The following is a 21431-nucleotide window of genomic DNA, read 5'->3' as shown; positions in this document are numbered from 1 at the left end:
GTCATAGGTACGGTGGCGCCGGTCGTCATTCAGGCCCTGACGAAGAGCGGCGCCGAGCCGCATAAGGACTTTGGTGGCGAGGAGAAGTTCTGGGGAGCATTCGCCAACATCGTTCAGGCCGCGCTCCCGGCCGTCATCGGCGCGCTGCGCAAGGGCGATTTCCAGGACGACAAGGGTTTCGCCCCGACAGGATCGGCAGCGGGCGATGAAAAGTTCTGGGGTACGATCGCGCGCGTGGTGGCCTCTGCAATCCCGACGATCGTCGGTGAGCTGACCAAGAGCGGTGCTGGACCAAGCACGATCTCTCCGTCACTGGCTCCGAGCCTCGCTCCGAGCGGCCTGGCGATGCCGCACGACCTGGTCGCAAACGTCGTCTCATCGACTTTGCCCCAGCTGCAGCGGACCTACTAGCCCCGTGAGAACCCGCGCCTCCTGGCCCCAGGAGGCGCGGCCCATTGAAAACACAGCACGCGGGGTTGCAGCCTCTCCACGCCCCCGCCGATTGTCAGGAGACGGTCATGGACGGTTTCGTTGACTTTGCGGGTGTTGCCGAGCAACGCGGCGACACCGTTCGGCTCGTATCTCTGGGCAATAACGGGGCTCTGCAATTCGCGTCACAGGACGTGAAGCTCGAGAACAATCGGGTCGCAGTGCGCGTGGGTGCCCTGGCCATCGCGATCGAGGAACCCGGCGACAGCAAGGTCGAGGACCGTCCGCCCGCCGATACGCTTCGCGACACCTGTCCAAGTGGAATTACGTGTTGCATCGGATCCGTTCACATCTGTTGCGACGATTTCCGGGTGCTCGGGACTTGTATCGGTGCCTGGGGCTGCGCCCGTGCGCGATTCATTCCCTGATCTCGCCAGGGCGGTCCAGGGGCGAGGGCGAACTCGTAAACCAAGAGCGTTGGTCAACTATTTCGGGTCGGGAGTACGGCGGGCTGGCTGGCGGGGAGAGTGTCAGTCAATCCCCATTGAAAGATCAAGCATTTTCGACCTTACTAGACTAAAACCCACCACTTGAGCTACGGCCGGAAAATGGGATTTTTCCTTCGACAAAGCCTGTCCCGCCCAACGGCCCGTGATCGGCGACGGTGTCATCGACCATTGCGGGGTTTGGAGGACCTGAAGACGGGCCACTTGTTCTGGACGGACAATTCAAGACTGGAAAAGGCGCAGCCGCATCGATGACGCGGCTGCCAGACCCCAGAACGCAATTCTCACGAGCGTTGCTACGGCGTGATATCGTAGCTGATGCTCGTCTGATTTTTCTTGGACCGGATCTTGCGGATCACGATGCGGCCAATCTCCCGAGTCTCTTCGACGTGGGTCCCGCAACACGGACGGCCTAGGCCGTCGCTGATGAAAACGATGCGGACCGGCTCGCCGGCCGGCACGTAGTCCGGTACGAAGCCGATCAGACGGGTCGCTTCTGCACGATCGGTAACCTCCGCGATGCGGACCTGATCGTTTTGGCGCAGAAGACGGTCGACCTCCACATTTAGGTCGTCATGCAGTCGCTGCCGCTGGTCCTCCAGCAACGCAACGTCGTACACGATGCGCGACTGCTGAGGATAATGGCTTGCGCCTGACACGTGCCAATCGTGTCCGAGCTTGCGGACAGCGCTGCAGAGCAGTTCGCCGGCCGAATGCAAACGGCTGTGCAGCATACGGCGGTCGCGGTCTACTGACATCACGATATCGCCTTCTTGAGTGAACGATCCGCGGATTGAAGAAGCGAGATGTTCGACTGCATCGCAGGCGAACGTGACCCGCTCGACGGCCGCTTCTGCCGAGCCGTCTTTGGTTCGGACGGTACCGACGTCGGACGGCTGGCCGCCCGATGCCGGGTAGAAGACAGTTCTGTCTGCAACGAAAGCGAAGCGGCCTTCGCCGAGATCGCGTTGTGAGATGATCTTCGCGTGCTGCTCAACCGGTGCCGGATGGAGCAAGTAGAGAGGGATCGTTCTTGCAGGCATAGCTCACTCCTTGTGGATGGAAACGAGCACCGCGACGCGGTGCTCTAGGCGTTAGAAGGCAGCGAACAGGACGCTGACGACCGGATGGGTCTTCCGCATGTCGACAATCTCGCGCGTGTGGGCGACGTCGTTGCCGCCGACGCCGCCGGTCGGCTTGACCGGCATGGCGTCGGCTTGCGCCGGAGTGAGCGCAGCGGACGGCTTCGTCAGGTGCGTCGAGATGCGGCCGAAGTGCACGTTGCTGAGCTGAATCTGCGCGGCCAGGAGCCTCTTCAATGCCGTCATAGTCTCCACGAAGGTCGCGCCGCGCTCGCGCGCTTGGGAGAAGATCTCCGCCGGCGCCATCTTTGGCCAGTCCGAGGGCAGATCGAGGATCGCTACGACGGCGTCGGCGATGGACGGCAGGGCCATTTCGGTCACCATCAGTTCGCGGTGGGCCGGCGTCATCTTCGGCAGTCGGGTCGCGAGCGTGCCCTGGTAATCCCGCGTGGAGATACCGAACGCGACATCGATGCGGGCCTGGTTCGGCGAGAACGTCGCATTCGGACCATCGTGTACAACGCCGGCGATCGGGAACGAAAGGAGGTACTGCCGCATACGCATGAAGAACGCCGGTGAGAAAATCATCGTGCCGGCGTCGTTCTTGCGGCCGAGATCCCGGTAAGCCTCGTAGAGCGAGATGAGCTTGAGCGCCTGGATGTTGAGCTCCGTCACTGTCCCGGGGTTATCGAATGCGACGACGCCCGTTCGCAGGTCGTTCAGCAGACGCATGATGCTGGCGGCGACATCGACGGTGCGGTTGACGAGTTCGTTGAAGACGAGTTCCTCGCGCTCGCCGGTGAAGGTCAGCGGTGCGTGGCGGTTCCTGAGCCAGTATCCGTCGTAATCCAGCATGGGAGAAAGGCCGGCGGCCCCGGCCCAGGCGCAGAGCACTTCGGTGAATCCGGAGACGGACAGAAGGCCGTCGCCAGGCGGCGCCTTGACGGCCTGGGCATGACGCTCGATCGAGGCGGCGATGAAGCCGAGTTGGCGAGTGATTTCGGCGGCCAACTGGCGATCTTCATAAGCGCGCGGGATTGCGTGCTGCTGAGCGCGGACCAGAACGCGGGTCGCCGTCATGAGATCCGCGACGGTGGCAGTGCCGGCTTCAATCGCGCTGTTGATCCGCGGCAGCTCGCTGCGGACGAACCTGTCGAGATCGAGCGCGAAGTCGTCGACGTTCGCTGCCGACTCGGTCAAGTTTTGCCTGGCCTGGTAAAGGGAGTGGGGGGTACCAGCCGCCGCCATAACGACGGTCGGCTGGCCGGGATCGGATGAAGTCAGGTGCGTAATTGTCGTCGCGTCGGGCGTGGGCGCCGTGACGTTCGTCGGTGTCAGCGTCATGATGGAACTCCTCCGGGATGCGGCATTGCTTGCGGCCATGACGGCAATCGCGCCGCAGGACCTTGCGCCACCTTCGAAGTTTCCGAATCTCAAGTAATATTCTGATAGCGCACCTGTATAACGCGCATTCAGCCTCTCAAATTCAAATGAAAACACCAGGCTTCCTAGAATACTTCTCGCCTGTTATTGGATATTTTGCATAATTGAAAACTCTATACTTATGCTTTCAACGAACATGTCTTTTTTTACTTTGGTTCCTCGAGCGCTCGCTTTTTGAAAATTTTTCATAATTGAGTCGAATTTTGAAACGAATTTTCTAGCGCAACCGCCACTTGCGGGGCACGATGTCAGCAACGTGTCTCGGGGGGAGATCTGTGAGCTTTGAAAAGGCCAAAACAATAACGTTTGCCCTAGTGTACTTGACGGAAGCGCTCAAAAAGGAAGGGAGGAAGAAGCTATCCGCGAAAGAAATGGCAGCCGAGATCAACAAACACTGGAGCAGAGTTATTGATGGCGGCAAGATCAGCGCAATCTTGCGCGGCTGGCACCTGCCGCCGGAAGAGATGGATGACTTACATGAAGCGCTTCAGAAGCTAATCCAGGCGCGTAAACTTAGGCTGGATCTATCCGACATCCCTCCGGGCTTGGCAGTGCAGCATGAACTTCCGGCGGTCTTCCAGAGTAACATCCCACATGGACTTCAAGGAGAGGTCATCGGGGACCTAGCCTCAAACATGGCGGGCCCATGGACATTCTATTACGTCTCGCCAATCGACCGAGACGGCAAGCCTGCTTCCGAAATTCGAAGCACCGCTGCGTACATCTACCGCACCACGCCTGATGCGCGATCGATGGACATACGGATGGTATCAAAGCGTGGCCTGTGGAATGGAACTCTCTTTACGACGGGGCCTCACCTGTACGTCGTTCTGAATGATATAGCGAAGAATGACGTCAGAAAGACCGAGACCACATTCTTCGTTGTCAACCGCCCGTATTCGAAACAGCCCTTCATTGCAGGCGTCGGTACTGCCTTGATTCGCAGCACAACTCTCACGGTTGCACCTGTATTTGGATTCTTGTTTTTTGGCGAAAAGCACGTTCCAGCTGGTACCTCAAAGAGCGACAAGAGTTCTGATCTTTCGGTCAAGAAAGTTTTCCAAAGTTCACCACCGCTCGAGGCCGACCTAGAAGCGATTCGTTCGGAGGCTTGCCTCAGCTATTCGTGGGCAGAGTTTGTGCGAAACCGCCCGGGGCTCGCCGCGTACGTTAAAACTCTTAGGGTAAACGGAGAAGAGTTGGACGATGGAGCCCCTGTATTGCACCTTCGGTGGCCTTAAGTCTCTGCCGTTCGCGGGCTCCATTGGAAGAGCACTATATGGCAAACAAGAAGGAACGCCTTCGCGGCGGCGACAACCTAGAAAATTGGACAAAACTGGCTTTTTTCTGAGCGAGCTGGATACGCGGAAGTTCTAGGCCACTGCCTTTGCTGACAGCACGGCGTTCTGTGAATGCAGTAAACCGACCCTGAGCGGATCACCCTTAGCAGGATTGGAGATGGATCGACTGCTCGTGAGTGACCAACCGACCGTGACCGAGCCCCGCAGCGGCTGGCTTGAAAGCAGGAACGTTATGCCGCACGTGTATCTTCATCTTTCGGCGCAAGAAAATCGTCTACACGCTTTCGATAAATTCGAATATTACTAATCAGTCGCGGGGAATTATGAATCTCGATCTAGACGTCCTTCGCCAAGCCAAGACACCCCTTGAGTTTATCGGAAACGCGAAGCCAATAATTGATTCAGCGCTATCGACCGCGATTGCACGGCTTCCAACGTACGCCGCAGCTGAGCAAATATCTAACATTGCTCGATATGCGACGTTCGCTGGAGGTGGGGGCAAGAGAATCCGACCAGCATTGACGCTTCTGACCGCGCGCTGTTGTGGCACGCCATTTGAAGACGTGATCGAGTCTGCCGCAGCTGTGGAACTCATTCACACGTATACACTGATCATTGACGACATCCAAGATGGAGATGAACTCAGGCGCGGTGAGCCGGCAACGCATAGCAAGTTTGGCGTTAACCTGAGTCTGCTCGCCGCTAGTGTCCTGCTCATCGAAGGTGCTAGCCTTCTTCAAGAGAAACTTAGAATACCGCCGTTCCTGCTTCGAGAAATCTTGCATAAGCTGCATGCCGGGCAGGAAGCAGATATCGAGTCGACCACTTGGCCGACCTCTAATAGGACCGAAGGGTCCTTGCAGTTTATTTTTTCAGGAAAGACTGGCGCGCTATTTGGGCTGTCATGCGCGTCCGGCCTTGGAACTCAGGATTCCGATGAAGAAATGGTGAGAGGTCTCTTCGATATTGGGAGCGAAATTGGAATTGTCTTTCAGGCGGTCGATGACTTATTGGAGGCAACCGGCGACTCCGGCCAGACCGGGAAGCCGGTGGGCAAGGATCGTGCTCAAAAACTTACATTCATGAGTCTTTTTGCCGACCAGGCTAGCGCTCGTGAAGCAATTCAAAGAAGAAGGGTGGCACTAGAGGCAAATATTCGCGAGAGGCTTCCCGGTGAAGGCGCCGGCTTCTTGATCGAGTTCTTGGAGGCCCTTGTTCACCGGTCTAGATAGTGATCGCTACGAATGATGACGGTCATTCGAGATCGGCCAAAGGCACGAACTGGGCGAGAGCCCAGTATCGCCGTTGATCTGCGGAGCGTGCCGCATCCATGATAGCCTCTCGCAGCGAGCTTGCGGTTCGACCGCAATCTCTGATTGGTACGTCGCCGTGATCTGATCGGCACGCGCGGCCCTGTCTAGCTCCGCGCGGCCCCTCCCAGGAACGAACGCGGATGAGCCCGAAGAAGTCGACCAGAAAACCCCGGCCTGAACTCGATCGCTTGTCGGCGTCCGAACAGATGGAGCGGTTTATCGAGGAGATCGTTCGTCGTTCCAAAGAACTCGCGAGTCGCGACAGCAAGACGGCGGCGCTGATGGATCCTCAGATCCTGCGATCCGACGGCCTCGCCTATCCGGTCAGCGCGGAGGCGATCCGGATCGCTCATCTGCTCGCGGCTGCCGAACGGGGCTCGTCGAAGCAGGCCAAGGCGCAATTCTCCGCCAACACTTACCAGAGGTTATCGCTGATCGCTCTTGGCGACACCTACTCGCACCTGAAGGAGATCGCTGCCTCCGCCGAAGACAAGTCCGCGACGATTGAAACGGAGGAAATCCTGCAATTCTTTCGATCCGCGCTGGAAGGGAAACTCGCGCAGACGAAGATGGATGCCTATCGCCACATCCCTTGTCATCTCTTTCACGCCAACGAACCGCGTGCCAGCTTCGACGTCGGCCCGGTTCGGTTTTTTTCGCGCATGGCGTGGGCGGAGGAGTTTCTCGTCGAAGATGCCGTGAGGGCCAATGTCCTGCAGGCTTGGGAGGAAGGCTCGCGTTGGTCTCCCGACGAGGCGCTCTCGGTCCCGGACAAGACAAAGGTCGAGACCGTGCTCAGGGCGATAGGGCATCACGGCTGGATCGGAAGCGTGCTGGTCCAGGGCCATGACGCCGAGAGTTCGCACGCGAAGGCGAACGTGCTCGTCGATTTGGCCATCGATTCCCTGAACGTCATGTTGCCGCCATCGGATGGCATTCTGCTCAACCGGGCCGGCGTTGCGTTCTTCCCTGGGGGAGTCCGACTCGCGACGACCACTCAGGGCACAATTGTGGCCGGTTCGAGCGCGCGATTGCCCGGCCTCGGCGGCCACCCCGACCGGTTCAAGGAATTCCTCGCAGAGACCGCGGACTTCCGCCAAGCGGCGGGCCACGTTCTCGCCTCGTACGCCGAGGCCCATCAGGACGGGCTCGATGCGGCGTGGTTGATCGAGAGATGGGTGAACGCATTGCATTGGTTCGGCGGGGCACGCCGAGAGGATTCGGATTTCATGGCGGTCGTGAAGTACGGCTGCGCGCTGGACATCCTCTCCGGAGCAGGCGGAAATCTCCGCGAGATGACGGAGTACGTGGAGGCCACGTTCGGCATCACCGAGGCGACGGACCAGTCCGGTCGCACCGTTATGCTCGAGGACCTGCTCAACAGTCTCTTCAACGACGGACGGTCGGCACTCGCTCACGGTGAGTCCTTCGGCCTGCTGAACGATCGCAGCACCGATCGCGCTCGCGCGGATGTCATCGTTCGACAGTTGATCGAGTCCGGGGCGACGCCGTTGGGGCAAGCCGTGCGCGACAAGGATCGCATCCTTTCTGTCGACAAGGACTCGCAAATGCGCGCGTTCAAGGTCCGGCTTCGAGGACTATCGCGCGAGCGCGCGGGGAAGTCTCCCCCAGCCGAATGACCCCATCGGGCATAAGGCAAATCGACCGGTACGACGACGCCATCGTTCCAGATGTCGTCGCCCAAGACACCTACCATCCCATGATAGCGCGAAATCGTTCAAAAGAGTAGTTTTGCGTACAAAATCGTGCGAATGGCGGAGAAAGTGTCAGTCAATCCCCATTGAAATATAAAGCATTCACGACCTTGCTAGGCCAAAACCCACCATTTGAGCTACGGGCCAAAATTGATTTCGCCGCCGGCACAGGCCTGTTCGGCCAATGGTCCATCATCGACAACGGCATCAAACGACTAGCGAAGGGCAGATTAGGTGAGTTCGTGGCTCCCGGATTCATCGTGGCGTGTTGTCCGACGCGCCAGTTTTTCCGCCAGATTTAAGCCGATTCCCGGCCGACTCCACGGGCACACGGAAATACATATAGCGCAACCGTGGGTCTGGTTGAAAAATGGGAGGCATCTGTCAAAGTCTACGTACCATTTCTCGACGCCGCGAACGATTTGCTTGAGAGGGCTGATGGCTTCGGGCGGACATGCGTTCTCACAGATCCTGCAGTTCACGCAGAACGATTCGACCTGGAACGCTCGGGGCGGCGTTGGAAGAAATGGGGCATTTGTCAGTACCGCAGAGAGCCGGAATGATGCGCCGAACTCGGCATTGATCAGAGAGCCATGCTTGCCGAGTTCGCCGAAGCCGCTGGCAATCGCTGGCGGAATCATCATCACCTTCGATGTCATTGGCCCCGTCAATGGCTCAGCGTCCCAGCCTTGCCCACGAAGCCAGCCACTCACTGATTTCGCAGCCGCCGCCGCTCGTCCGTATTGCCGGACCACTTCAGCGCCAGCGGTAGCTTCGGGTGCAGTTGCAATCTGATCGTAATCATGGCCGAAACCGAGCATGATAATGTAGTCTTGCAGCACCTCCTGTCCTTCATAGACCCATGACGGATCCATCCTGGCTACACCCCACATGTCGAACTGACCGCCCTCCGCGAACTCGGCAAACGCTGTATTCCATTGCTCTGGAGTACGATCGACCGGCTCACCTGAAACATCGCAAATCGGGGACGCGAGTTGCTTCGCCCGTTCCTCCCGTGCTCGAGCCAAATGTGGATTGTTCGGATCGACCTCGTAAAACCAGCGCTGCATCCCGCCATGTGCAATTGTGTCGGGATCTTGCGCCCAATAAACTATACGAGGTCGGCGCGGCGCCGTCTCGCCAAGACCATTGATGGTGTTGCCAGAGATGTCGGGCTTTAACGCGACCTGTGACGGGTCTGGCGAGAACGGCCGGTGCCTACTAGACATTGTCTTATTCCTTTTGAGCGGGCTTCCTTGATCAAGAGTCGGATCAGTGCTCGACGATCAGCCTGTGCCCCCGGCGACATGCTCTTTTCCTACAGTGACGTTGGCATACCGAACGAGCAGATCCTGTCTACGCCTCAGTAAATCCGGACCGCCAGATTTTCTGGTTGAACGAAGCCGAGAATTGCTTCCTCGGATCACGAGAAGATCACCGGCCTCTTGGACAATTATTGCTTTTTGATCGGCGCCGCCGGCACAGGCAAACGGAGCCACTTATCGCGCAACGACCACCGCGGCGCGAGAACACGTGAACCCTCTTGTGCAGTGACCTGCAGACCACTCACGAAGGCGCATCGTCCACCATCGACCGTGATATCAAACCCCACGGGGATTCAAGAAACGTTTCGAGATTTTCTCGTGACCTGCGGACAGGCCCGAAGCACTACGATTTTTCAAACTGGGCTCTTAAGCACACGGATTGCGGATATGCTTCACCACCTTACTAATTTTTCAAGGAATGCTACACGCATCGCAGACGTCGCCAGCATGGGCTCCACTGCGACAGCCACCGGGGCCGCGCATAGCGATCAAATAACGATCCTGGGATTGATGGTGGCGACGGCCGCAGGGCTCGGTTTGATATTTCAGATTGGACACTTTGCGGAACACGCGTTCCAGTTTGCCATGTGGATACTGGGAGACGCGTCTAACATCTGTGGTCGCAATACCGCCTGGATGTCTCCGTGGGTAAATGACCTGGTGCAACAGATTGGCGGCGTATTTACGAGCGCCGACGCACAAAGACAAATGATGCTCGGAATGGAAGTTCTGCACCTGATCGGCAACAGCATTTTCCTCGCGGGCCTTGCATCTCTCTATTGCTGCGTTCCCTCGAAATGGGTTCGCTGGGCCCTCTATATAGAAACCTTTCACCTTTATGAGCACATATCGCTGACAGCGACGGCTTATTTCCTGGGCAAGCCGATAGGCATGAGCACCCTGTTCGGCGCCGCGAATGTAATCGGCGAACGTGAATTTGCGGTTGGCTGTCGAGTGACCTGGCATTTTGTTATGAACCTATTGCCGATGCCCTTCGCAATGGTTGGTTTGATGGAGTATCTGCGAGAACGAAAGACGGCCGTCCCGACCTAGGGCCGGCGCTCGAGAATTGCTTCTTGTTACCGGACCTTCGCTGATCCCCTCCAATGAGCACATTTGCCGTTCGCGCGACGCGATCTGCGGCCCACCCTGCATCTCTTGCCGGCCCTAAATCTTTCCGTGATCCTATCGTGATGGATTGACCTTTCGCTGGAGATAGGATGCAATCACAATTATTGTCTATTTCGAGTTGTTTATGGGTAAGCTTTTTGTGCGGGGGCTGCCGTGCTCAACGTATCATTGCTTGGTGGAGTTTCCATTTCGGCCAATGGTGCTATCGTAAAACCTGACCTGGGCCCCGCCGGGCGGCTCTTGGCCTGCTATCTTTTCGAATTTGCCGGGCGTGTGCACCGCCGAGAGCGTCTTGCAGATTTGTTCTGGGAGGAGCTCGACCCGGACAAGGCCCGCTCCGCCCTCAACACGGCGATCTGGCGCATCCGAAAGATACTTGAACTCGGATCGAAGGGGGCTGGTCAACATCTTATCACGCTGGGAGAGGATGTTATCCTGGAGCAATCGCATTCCATGGCGATCGACACCCATGGATTGGAGAGCGCCGCCCGTCGTGTCTTGAGCCATTCCCAGGCCTGCCCGCTTGTCGATGCCGACATGAAGGATATCAGCGCAGCTGTCGAGGGATACGGTGGACCATTTCTAGATGGTTACGACGGCGAATGGGTGCTTCAGGAGCGCGAGCGACTTCATTGCCTCTTCGTTCGAAGCACTTTTGAACTCATGCGCGTTGCTGCCAATCAGGGCCGTTATGAACACGCATTGGATTTCGGTCGACGCATTCTAGCGACCGATCCGTTACGTGAAAGTGTTCAACGCAGCGTCATGCTGCTACTTGTCCTGAATGGACAACGTGTAGAAGCTATTCGTGCTTATCAGCGGCTCGTGACCCTCCTGAAGCTAGAGCTCAATATCGGCCCGATGCCAGAAACGAAACGACTTCATAACGACATTCTTTCTGACGATTTCTTTGATCATGTTGAGCAACACATGCAAAACGCATTTGGTCATATCCCACCTCAGTTATCCCGGTTGTCGCAATAAAAATCCGGGTTAGTGACCGTGACTTTGCCGTGATCCGCACCGCAAAATCCTAACATACAGCCAAGATCAGAAAGCAATATCTGGCCGGCTAATGTGGCCTAGGCTGCCTCGAATAATTGTGGGCAAGCCGATGCACAAGGGCCCTAACGAACTCGTAGAGATTTTCCGGCTGTATTTCTGGCGAGAGTCGAAAGACAATTGGCGTGGCAAATTTATTCACGGCAAACTCCAAATCTCTGTCGCTAGCCCCGAACAAGCCTTCGAACTCGTCAGGCGAACCCTCCAATGGGACCCGAGTAACGCGGGTGCCAGCGTTGGCCAATCAAGCGGCTCGCAAGAGGACGAGCAGGACAGCACCGGCGTCATTGAAGAATATCGGCCGAAGCTACTCGAGAGACTGCTTACTGCTTGGCTAAAAAGGCGAGAGAGGAAGCTGTGACGACAGTTGTCGATACTGGTACGAGCACCACTTTCCTGAGGGCCTTAGTACCTCGCCTCTTCGGGCTGTCTGTAGATCAAGCCTCTTTTCAGGCCCGTGGATTTGCCACGCCTCATTCTCCGGCTCAACGTTCGTTGGAAGCAGTCGGGCGAACATTTATCGCCGGCTACAACGCGGCACTTGCGGCACAACATCTGGATAGCATCATACAATATGTCCGTCGCCTGCCACTGGACGAACGCGGCTTTGCCGCGGAAGGAGCGGCAATGGGCGTTGCGGTTGTCGATGCCCTGCCATTCCGGAAACCAATGCTTCCGGCATTCGTCGTCGCTCTGGATTCCAGGTATACATATCTCGTCCACGTTGGCTGCGGCTGGGCGATCGCGCGCGTTCCGTGGCGGCGCAGGCAGATTCTGGCATCGCTGAACACCGTCCATCGATGGCTGGCCATCGACGGATTAGGGTTTCACGACACCTATTTCTACCACAAGCGCGTCCTTGCGGGATGGCGCCGTGAGCAATCGGGTTACGCTGCACGCGCCTATGATCAAGGGGTCGGCCGTGCCTTGTGGTTTGTCGCGGGTGGATCGGCCGCAAGTGCAATTCGCTTGATCTTGGGCTTCCCGAACGAGAGGCAGAGCGATTTATGGTCGGGTCTTGGCCTCGCCATGGCCTATGCCGGGCCGGCTGGTCAGACCGAGGCCGCCGCTGCACTCGCGACAGCCGATCGAAACGCGGCCAGCTACGCTCAGGGCGTGGCGTTTGCTTGCGAGGCGCATGCGCTTGCGCTTCATGCTCCTGTACATACCGATGTGGTCGCGCGATCCATCTGGAACCTTAGTGCCTGCGAAGTCGCCGGGCTTGTAAGGGAAGCGCGAGCCGGCTTGTCGGCGGCGCCATCCGATCCACCAAAGTATCAAAATTGGCGAGACAGTGTGGCGCAGGCTTTCCTGTCCGTCGGGAGAGACTGATCATGATGGGAGTCTTCCGTCTCCATGCTGCCAAGATTGCAACCACGTCCATCGTGCTCGCCCTCTACGTTCTGGCTCAACCACGTGACATCTCCGCGCACGATCGAAAGGCCGGACTGAGCTTCAAGCGGGACTACCTGGTGACGCCCGACAATGGCAAGCGCATGCGTCAAATCCGCGAGGTACATCCTTCCGTTCGGCATATCGACGCCTGGATATCGTCGGTTGGAGCCGGTGTAGCACTCGCGGATATCGCAGATTTCGGCCGTCCCGCAGACATTTGCCTCGTCGATCCGCGCAACGATAGCGTTTCGATATTGCCTGCGCCAGGCACTGAGCTTTTGCCCGAAACGGGCAAGCCGCGCTATCTCCCGTTCTTCCTGCCGACCCCGTCCGAAGGGTACGACCCTGCCACCTTGGCTCCAATGGGGTGCTTGGCAGCCGACGTCAATGAAGACGGCCGAATGGATCTCATCGTCCATTATTGGGGAAGGACTCCGATCGTTTTCCTTCGCAACGACGAGCAGGCACTAACGTCGGCCGCGTTTACACCGATAGAGATCGTACCGGATCGCGAGATTTGGAACACGAACACCGCAATTCTTGCTGACGTTGACGGCGATGGTCATCCGGATTTGATCTTCGGAAACTACTTTCGTGACGGCGAACGGGTACTCGATCCGCGAGCGACCACGCATTTCGAAATGCAGCATTCGATGTCGCGCGCCGATAACGCCGGTCGCAATCGACTTCTGCGGTGGAAGGCCTCAGACGCCCGCACGGTGAGTTATGAAGACGCCAGTCATGCCTTTACCCCCGAGATGGGAAATGGCTGGACGCTGGCGTTGGCTGCGCGCGACCTCGACGACGATCTCATCAAGATCGGGGGTAGCTCTCTGGCGGCGTATCGCCACTTGCCGGAAATCTATGTCGCCAACGATTTTGGTCCCGATCGTCTGCTCCTCAATCGCTCGAAGCCGGGAGAACCGCGGTTTGAAATCATTGAAGGCCAGCGCAACCCCACGGACCCGCGGTCGAAGGTACTGGGGCGCGATTCATTCAAAGGCATGGGCGTTGACTTCGGCGATGTGAAGGGCGACGGGCACGCCGCAATCGCAGTCAGCAACATCTCTTCGCCCTACGCTCTGCTGGAAAGCCACTTTCTGTTTGTTCATACCGGCGATCCGTGGAGCTGGAGCCGTGGGGTCGCACCGTATCGGGACGAGAGCTTTGCTCGTGGAACATGGACCAGCAATTGGGCATGGGACATCAAATTTGCCGACATTCTCAACTCCGGTCGTCCTGCCCTGCTCCAGGCAATCGGCTTCATTCGCGGTGAACGGAATCGCTGGCCCGAGTTGCAGGAATTGGCCATGGGCAACGACGAACTGCTATCGCATCCCGGTGCCTGGCCTCGCTTCTCCACCGGAGACGAACTTTCTGGTCGTGACCACGATCGTATTTTTGTGCCCGACGCGAGCGGCATCTTCAAGGATGTGTGGCCACTGCTCGAGCTGGACCACGACACGACCTCGCGGGGAATAGCGACCGGTGACGTATTCGGCGATGGGCGCCTTGCGATCGTCATTGCCCGCCAATGGAGTCCGTCCGTATTCCTGCGCAACAGCTCGACGGGCGTCGGTCGGGCCATTGTTATCGACGCCCAAGTACAAGGTGCGGTGCCGGGTACGATAAGAGCCGCAATAGGCGCGGAAGCGCGTCTCAAATTACCCGACGGAAGGATCGCGACGTCGGTGATCGACGGAGGTTCTGGACATGGCGGCAAGCGAGCCGCGGAATTTCATTTTGGCGTCGGTCAAACCTTGGAGAACGAGTTGTTCAAAGTTCAAATCACCTGGCGCACGAAGAATGGAGAGCAGGAGCAGATCTTCGAAGTAACGCCGGGGCGCCATCAAGTCGTTCTTGGCGAAACGGAATGCCGAACACCGCGTCACGCATTGAATAAGGAAATGAAGGGATTGTGTCGTGTCGTTCACATTGGGCAGTGATCTCAGTACTGGGCAGCTTGAATCTCGAACCTCAACACCGATTGCAGACCGCTGGTATTCGGAAAAGCGTCTGGGTGGCTTGTCGCGCTTTGCATTTGCGATCACCGTCCTCAATGTTCTGGGACATGCCTTTCTCGGCTTTGAGCAATCCTGGATAACTCCATTTGTGTCGGTTCTGACGGCCTACGGAGTGGAACTCGTCGGCGAGACGATTGAGGCACGGGTGAACCGGCGCTCACCTCGTTATGCCGGATCGCCCGTGGATCTCGTTAAGTTCCTGCTTCCCGCCCATATCAGCGGTCTGGCGACAGCAATGCTGCTCTATGCGGCTGAGAACGTTTCCGCCATAGCCTTCGCTGCGGCTACTGCGATGGCCTCCAAGTACGTTTTTCGGATGGCGGTCAGCAGCGGCCGGCCGGGACAACCGACGCTACGCCATTTCCTCAATCCATCCAACTTTGGAATCACCGTCACCCTTTTGCTATTTCCGACCGTCGGGATCGCGCCCCCTTATCAATTCACCGAGAACACCTCGGGAATCTTTGATTGGATCCTGCCGTTGATCGTCATTTGCACCGGGAGCTATCTCAATATCAAAGCTACCGGCCGCATTCCCTTGATCGTCGCTTGGGTATCTGCGTTCGCAGCCCAAGCGATACTGCGATCGATACTTCACGGCACACCGGCTATGGCCGGTCTACTGCCAATGACCGGCTTCGCGTTTATTTTGTTTACCTTCTACATGATAACCGACCCTGCTACATCGCCGTCGCGAACGAAAGGTCAGATCGGCTTCGCCGTCGCCGTCGCGTCTTTCTACGCAGTCTTTATGGAGATGCATGTCGTTTTCGGGATGTTCTACGCGTTGACGATCGTGACGGCCGCACGAGGAGCTTTAATTTCGCTAATCAGTGCTCGTCAGAGATCTTTGCTAATCTCGACTCGCGGCAAACTGAGCCCTGATATGACGCCGGCAGAGTAGGCGAGATATGTCCCGCCCCCCGAGCATCGCAATCCTCTCGACGGCGTGCCGGCTTCCCGATGCGAACTCGCCAGCGGAATTATGGGCCAATGTAGTGGAAGGTCGGCGCTCGTTTCGACGCATACCGCGAGAGCGGCTCGATATCAGCCGCTATACCGTAGACGCAATCGGCGAAGCCGATTCTATCACCCAAATTCGCGCGGGGCTTCTCACAAACTGGAATTTCGATCACAGCGCCTTTCGAATACCCAAGAGGACTTATGAGGCGACAGACCACACCCACTGGCTGGCGCTTGAGCTCGCCTCAGAGGCAATCCTTGCGATTGGTGGGATTGACCGAATAGATCGCACCAGGACAGCGGTTGTCGTCGCAAATACACTGGCCGGTGAATTCAGCCGCAGCTCGCTTCTCCGTCTTCGAGCCCCTTTCCTCAACGAGCTGATGGCCGATGCTGCGGCGCTCGAAGGCCTTGCTGCCGACGTGACCACGCGCTTACGCGCCGCGTTCGAGGATCAACTGCGTCGGCATTTTCCCGATCCGAACGAGGAGAGCCTCGCCGGCGGTCTTGCCAACACCATCGCGGGCCGGATCGCCAACTACTTCGACCTGCATGGCGGCGCCTATTCGGTGGATGCCGCCTGCGCCTCGTCGCTCGTCGCCCTCAGCGACGCCGCCAATCTGCTGGCAAGCGAGCAAGTCGATGCTGTGGTGCTGGCCGCCGTCGACCTCAGCCTTGATCCCTTCGAACTGGTCGGATTCTCTCGAAACGGCGCCCTGGCTACCGACGAAATGCGGGTTTTTGATGCGAAGAGCAGTGGCTTTTGGCCAGGGGAAGGTGGTGCATGCTCGGTACTGATGCGCGAGAAAGACGCGCTACGAACCGGACTGCCTGTTCTTGCCCGCATTCGGGGTTGGGGGCTCTCCAGCGACGGCGCCGGCGGCCTTACCCGGCCATCACTCGAGGGGCAACTGCTGGCCTATCGGCGCGCCTACGAAATGGCTCAGGTCGATCCGGCGGATGTGGACTTTGTCGAGGCGCACGGTACAGGCACCGCCGTTGGCGATCCGATTGAAGTGCGCGCGCTTGCCGCATTGCGCGAAGGATCTCGTTCGACACTTCCGATCGGATCGATCAAGGCCAATATCGGGCACACGAAGGCCGCAGCAGGTCTTGCCGGCCTGATCAAAGCCGTCGAAGCCCTACGATGTGGCGTCATACCGCCTCACGTGAGCTGCGAGAATCCACATCCCGTATTCGCGGAAACGGGCCATCGGGTTCGCGCAAACGTCGCGGCCGAACGGATCGATGATCCGAGGCGCGGCTTCGCCGGCGTATCCAGCTTCGGCTTTGGAGGTATCAATACGCATTTCGTGATTGAACGCATAGGCGCGGCCACATGTCCGATCGGCCTCCCCTGCTCGCCCAGATCGCAGGACGCCGAGCTGTTTCTATTCTCCGGAGACGGCACGAGCGATATTGTCGAGTCTATTGAAACATTCGAAGGCCGTACCGCGACGCTTTCGATTGCCGAATTTTCCGACGCAGCAGCGTATGCGGCTTCCAAAGCGGGACCGGGCCCCATAAGGATAGCCATCGTTGCCTCTACTGACACAGAACTCGCTGAGCGGCTGGCCCGTGCCAAGGCGGCGGTGATCGCTGGTGAGACTTTTGCGGACTCGAACGAGGGTGTGTTTGTTGGCCGCCCGTCTCGCGCCCCCCGTATCGGCTTTTTGTTCCCTGGCCAAGGCGCACCGTGCAGACCCGATGGTGGATTTTGGCGTCGCCGCTTTGCGGGCGTCGCCAAGCTGACCGAGGCGCTGCCGACGGCGAGCGGTCAAAACTCCTTCGACACTAGCGTCGCTCAACCTGCCATCGTGGCTGCGTCCCTTGCCGCGCTGGACGTTCTAAAGCGCCTTGGCATATCGGCTTGCGCAGCAACCGGCCATAGCCTTGGTGAGATAAGCGCGCTCGCCTGGGCTGAGGCGTTGGATCCGGAGATGGCCCTTGAACTCGCGCGAACGCGAGGATCGATCATGGCTCGCGCGGGTTCACCTGGGGGCGGTATGCTTCGGGTTGTACTTCCACCCCACGATGCCGAACATTTCGCCCGTGAAACCGACACAGTCGTGGCATGTCGAAACGGCAGGCATGAATCGGTTCTTTCCGGAAGTGTTGACGCGGTAACGCACGCCCTCGCACGCTGCAAAGACCGCGGGATTGAAGCATCAAGACTTGCCGTATCCCACGCATTCCACAGTCCGCATATGAAGCCGGCGGGTGACGAATTGGCACTCGCCCTGGGGGCGGCGTCATTCAGATCTATCTCTGAAGGAACAGTTATCTCCACGATTACCGGCGCGCCACTCACGGCCCACTCAAACCTCCGCCAACTGCTGGTCGATCAACTCGTGGAGCCCGTCTTCTTCGATGCCGCGCTCGAAGCGCTTTGCGCTCAATCTGATTTTCTGGTCGAAGTCGGCCCAGGGGAAGGCCTGACACGATTGGCCCGGAGTGCGGGAATTGCTGCATCATCGGTGGACGCTTTCGGAAGCTCCATAAGGCCGCTCCTTTACACCGCCGGCGCTCTTTTCGCCGCAGGCGCCAATATCCGCGCGGAGCCTCTGTATACAGATCGACATCTTCGTACATTCGAGCCTTTGGCCACACCGACGTTCATTGAGAGTCCCTGCGGCTCGCGCGAGCCCGCAAGTCCTGCTGGCCTCCCGGCACCCCCACGGCCCATCCAGCAACCCGCGCTTGAGGAGTTGGCGCAAGAGACCACTCCGCTAACGGCAGTGCTCTCTGCGATCGTTAAAGAGACCGGATTACGAGTTTCCCTTATCGGCCTCGACGACCGTTTCCTTGACGCACTTCATCTCAACTCTCTTGCCGTAACGCGGATTGTAATCGGTGCGGCCAAGGCGTTGCGCGTGCGCCTTCCTTCGGCGCCGATAGAGTTTTCGAATGCGACAGCGCGGCAGCTCGCGGACGCCTTGGCTGAGCTTCAAGCATTCGGAGGTGATGCCGATAACGCCCAGGCACGAATCGCTGGTGTGCGCCCATGGGTTCAAACCTATGGAATGGACTGGAGCGAAGCCACGCTACGGGCGCAAAGCGCTTCTCCGGCCTGGTGGTCCCATGTGAGAGTTTTTTCGCCAATACCTGAGGAACCTGAAAAGGCAAGCGACCGTGGCCTGGCAATTTGGGTGGAAGGTGAATTTGAAGCGGGGCTGGCCGAGCAGCTCGTGGCTCGAGTTTCGGCCGCGATCAAAGCCAACGTGCGACATCTGGCGATCTGTCATCACGGCGCGCCGATCTCGGCTTTTGCTCGTTCGGTCGCAAGAGAAGCCTACTTCCGATCGGTCCGCGTCATTGATTGTCCGAATTGCGACATGGCCGACCCGCGGCTTGCTCGTATACTTGCGACCGATGTGAACGGTTACTACGAGGTGCAGCTCGCCCAGGATGGAGCGATACGGGAACCGATCTTCGCGCCGATCATCCCCCGCTCATCGTCATTGGCTGCCATCGCCGCAAGCGATGTAGTTGCCATCGTCGGAGGCGGTAAAGGCATTGCGGCCGAATGCGCATTCGAGATCGCCCGCTGCGGAGCGGCAATCGTCTTGATCGGCCGGAGCGCTGCCAGCGATCCTGCCGTTGCGATGAGCCTCGCCCGTGCCGCCGCAAGCGGATTACGCTGTCGTTACGTCTGCGCCGACGTGCTGGACAAGGAGAGCCTCCGCTCCGGCCTTGCTGCGGTGCTTGACGATTATGGGCCGGTGACGATCCTCCTCTATGCGCCTGCGCTCAATCAACCAAAACGACTGATCGAACTGGATACCGAGATGGTCAGGCGCACCATCGCACTAAAGACCGTCGGCCTTGAATCTACACTCGAGGTGCTCGGGCCACAGGTCCGCCGACTGATCACCTTCGGCTCCATCATTGGCCGCATAGGACTTGAAGGGGAAGCCCATTACGCGCTGGCGAACGCCATGCAGACCGCGGCGACGGAAGCATGGGCCTCGGCCTCGATGGACCGCACCTCGCTAGCCATCGAATGGAGCGTGTGGGGTGGAACGGGAATGGGCGAACGGCTAGGCACCATCGAACGTCTCGGCGCGCTCGGGGTGGATGCCCTTTCGGTGGATGACGCCCTCAAGGCCTTTGACGAAATGATCACTCAAGGCACCCTTGGTACAGTTGCCGTTACCAGCCGCTTTGGTCCGCCGCCGGATCTCTCGCTCGGCGTCCTTGAACTTCCCATGCTCCGGTTCCTAGATGAGCCAAAGATCCACTTCCCGGGTGTAGAGCTCGTCGTCGAAACCACGCTGAGCCGGGGACGCGACTGTTATCTGGAAGATCACATTGTCGGCGGCGCCTTAGTCCTTCCAGCTGTGATGGGCCTGGAAGCGATGGCCCAGGTCGCCTGCGCTCTAACACCATCCGAATCGCACACTACTATCGGCGACATCGGACTTCTCCGCGCACTAAATGTGCCGGTGAGCGGCGCCATTCGAATCCGGGTTGCCGCCCTCCGAACTGGGCGCTGCACGACCGATGTTCAAATCTTTTCCGACGACGATGGATTCCTGACTCCGTGTATGCAGGCCTCGTTCAGTGCAGGAGGTGCCGCGTCGCATGATTGGAGGCTTCCCAACCAACCGACTCACAGCTTTGCCGCGGACCCGCTGTACGGCCCATTGTTCTTCAATGGAAAATCCTTCCAGCGCCTGGAACGCTTCGAGACCGCAACATCGCGACAGGTGACCGCACATCTGCGGCCCGACCCGGGAACAAAATGGTTCGGCTCGTTCGAGCCACGCTCGTTCACGCTGTGGGACCCCGGTGCGACCGATGCGGTCCTGCATGCGCTGCAAGTCGCCGTACCGCATCGACAGGTTATTCCCGTTAGTGTCGAGCGCGTTGAAATCGACTCAACGGCCGGGTGCCTCAGACACGTCAGCGCGATCGAGCGAAAGACCTACGGAACTTCATACACGTTCGATTTGATCGTTAGCGATGCGAATGGCCGTGTGGCACAGCGCTGGATCAACGCTACCTTCCACGCAATCGCGACGACGAACATTAAAGATGTCCTAGCAGTTAGCCCCTCGCTAGTCGGTCCGTATCTCGAGCGATTGGCGCGGGAGGCCTTTGGCGATCGCAGCATCGAGGTTTCGCTTATCTGCGATCGCAACAATTTACGGGGGTCTCGCCGCGGCGCGGCCATCGCTTCGCTGGGACTCAGCGGCGCCGTCGATCGAAGAGCCGACGGAAAGCCAATCCGCAACGACAGTAACGGCTCGGTATCAATCTCTCACTGCGATGATCTGACGCTTGTTATTGCGGCAAGTACCCCGATCGGCTGCGACATGGAATTACTCGGCGCCGACGACGACATCGACTTTATTCATCGACATACCGTTCACGAAGCCTGCCGAAAGATCGGACGAAAGCTGCCATTGACATCGATTCCCGCGTTCATCCCCAACACTCCGATCACGATGGGGGATGTGAAATTATTCATTGCCGAGCTCCGGCTTCCTTTAGGGTCTTTCGCCGTGGCATTTGCCTGCCTTGAGAGTCCGGCCTGCTCTGCAGCCCCCGCCCGCAATCAACTTTTGCCAAGAGAGCCAGCGCTATGAACGTGAATGTAACTCAATCGACCATAGCCAATGATTTAGGACCCCGACCGGCGTTCATCTATCGCCACGTCGTCTGCTTCGAGGAAACCAATGTCGTTGGCAATGTCTATTTTACGCGCCACATCTCCTGGCAGGGACGCTGCCGAGAAAT

14 protein-coding genes are annotated in these 21431 nt (G+C 58.4%); 11 read left to right on the top strand and 3 right to left on the bottom strand.

Annotated elements, in window-relative coordinates:
- Together JHD07_RS02050 and JHD07_RS02045 are read left to right on the top strand one after the other, a co-directional pair.
- On the top strand, nt 1–411 hold a 411-nt coding region (locus JHD07_RS02050; protein WP_291618447.1), incomplete at its 5' end, for a hypothetical protein.
- A gap of 107 nt (nt 412–518) precedes the next feature.
- Nucleotides 519–857, top strand: a complete 339-nt coding sequence (locus tag JHD07_RS02045) for a hypothetical protein (protein ID WP_291618446.1) — start codon at nt 519–521, stop codon at nt 855–857.
- A 374-nt stretch (nt 858–1231) separates the two neighbouring features.
- Here the strand turns inward: JHD07_RS02045 and JHD07_RS02040 are convergent, their stop codons facing one another.
- Both JHD07_RS02040 and JHD07_RS02035 read right to left on the bottom strand, forming a co-directional pair.
- Entirely contained in the window at nt 1232–1978 is a 747-nt protein-coding gene (locus tag JHD07_RS02040; protein WP_291618444.1) for an alanine--tRNA ligase-related protein, read from the bottom strand.
- Between the two features lie 51 nt (nt 1979–2029).
- Nucleotides 2030–3361, bottom strand: a complete 1332-nt coding sequence (locus tag JHD07_RS02035) for a hypothetical protein (protein WP_291618441.1) — start codon at nt 3359–3361, stop codon at nt 2030–2032.
- A gap of 374 nt (nt 3362–3735) precedes the next feature.
- On the opposite strand from JHD07_RS02035, the gene JHD07_RS02030 reads away from it, so the two are divergent.
- The 3 genes from JHD07_RS02030 to JHD07_RS02020 all read left to right on the top strand — a co-directional run bounded on the left by JHD07_RS02030 (nt 3736) and on the right by JHD07_RS02020 (nt 7714).
- Nucleotides 3736–4701 carry a hypothetical protein gene (locus tag JHD07_RS02030; RefSeq protein ID WP_291618439.1) on the top strand — a complete coding sequence of 322 codons (966 nt, stop codon included), beginning with the start codon at nt 3736–3738 and terminating at the stop codon, nt 4699–4701.
- A gap of 383 nt (nt 4702–5084) precedes the next feature.
- Entirely contained in the window at nt 5085–5993 is a 909-nt protein-coding gene (locus JHD07_RS02025; protein WP_291618452.1) for a polyprenyl synthetase family protein, read from the top strand.
- Nucleotides 5994–6643: 650 nt separating this feature from the next.
- Nucleotides 6644–7714 (top strand): hypothetical protein, encoded by a 1071-nt coding sequence (locus JHD07_RS02020; RefSeq protein ID WP_291618437.1) that lies wholly within the window; start codon nt 6644–6646, stop codon nt 7712–7714.
- A gap of 305 nt (nt 7715–8019) precedes the next feature.
- Here the strand turns inward: JHD07_RS02020 and JHD07_RS02015 are convergent, their stop codons facing one another.
- Nucleotides 8020–9018: a 4Fe-4S dicluster domain-containing protein gene (locus JHD07_RS02015; protein WP_291618434.1), complete on the bottom strand. Its 999-nt coding sequence runs from the start codon at nt 9016–9018 to the stop codon at nt 8020–8022.
- A 483-nt stretch (nt 9019–9501) separates the two neighbouring features.
- Between JHD07_RS02015 and JHD07_RS02010 the strand changes: the two genes are divergently transcribed.
- The 6 genes from JHD07_RS02010 to JHD07_RS01985 all read left to right on the top strand — a co-directional run bounded on the left by JHD07_RS02010 (nt 9502) and on the right by JHD07_RS01985 (nt 21280).
- On the top strand, nt 9502–10167 hold the full coding sequence (locus tag JHD07_RS02010; RefSeq protein ID WP_291618432.1) for a DUF6008 family protein: 666 nt from the start codon (nt 9502–9504) through the stop codon (nt 10165–10167).
- Nucleotides 10168–10398: 231 nt separating this feature from the next.
- Nucleotides 10399–11229: a BTAD domain-containing putative transcriptional regulator gene (locus JHD07_RS02005; protein WP_291618429.1), complete on the top strand. Its 831-nt coding sequence runs from the start codon at nt 10399–10401 to the stop codon at nt 11227–11229.
- Nucleotides 11230–11664: 435 nt separating this feature from the next.
- A complete protein-coding gene (locus JHD07_RS02000) occupies nt 11665–12639 on the top strand; it encodes a DUF1702 family protein (RefSeq protein WP_291618427.1) in 975 nt (324 codons plus the stop codon).
- Between the two features lie 2 nt (nt 12640–12641).
- The gene (locus JHD07_RS01995) at nt 12642–14648 is read left to right on the top strand and encodes a CRTAC1 family protein (protein ID WP_291618424.1); all 2007 of its coding nucleotides are present in this window, start codon (nt 12642–12644) and stop codon (nt 14646–14648) included.
- Nucleotides 14626–15630 carry a hypothetical protein gene (locus JHD07_RS01990; protein WP_291618422.1) on the top strand — a complete coding sequence of 335 codons (1005 nt, stop codon included), beginning with the start codon at nt 14626–14628 and terminating at the stop codon, nt 15628–15630. Before JHD07_RS01995 ends, JHD07_RS01990 begins: the two co-directional genes overlap by 23 nt.
- A gap of 7 nt (nt 15631–15637) precedes the next feature.
- On the top strand, nt 15638–21280 hold the full coding sequence (locus tag JHD07_RS01985; RefSeq protein WP_291618420.1) for a type I polyketide synthase: 5643 nt from the start codon (nt 15638–15640) through the stop codon (nt 21278–21280).
- Nucleotides 21281–21431: the final 151 nt, after the last annotated feature.

The organism is Bradyrhizobium sp., assembly GCF_016462955.1.
GTDB lineage: Bacteria > Pseudomonadota > Alphaproteobacteria > Rhizobiales > Xanthobacteraceae > Bradyrhizobium.
The sequence above is the reverse complement of the archived record's forward strand: the minus strand, read 5'-3'. Positions and strand labels throughout refer to the sequence as shown.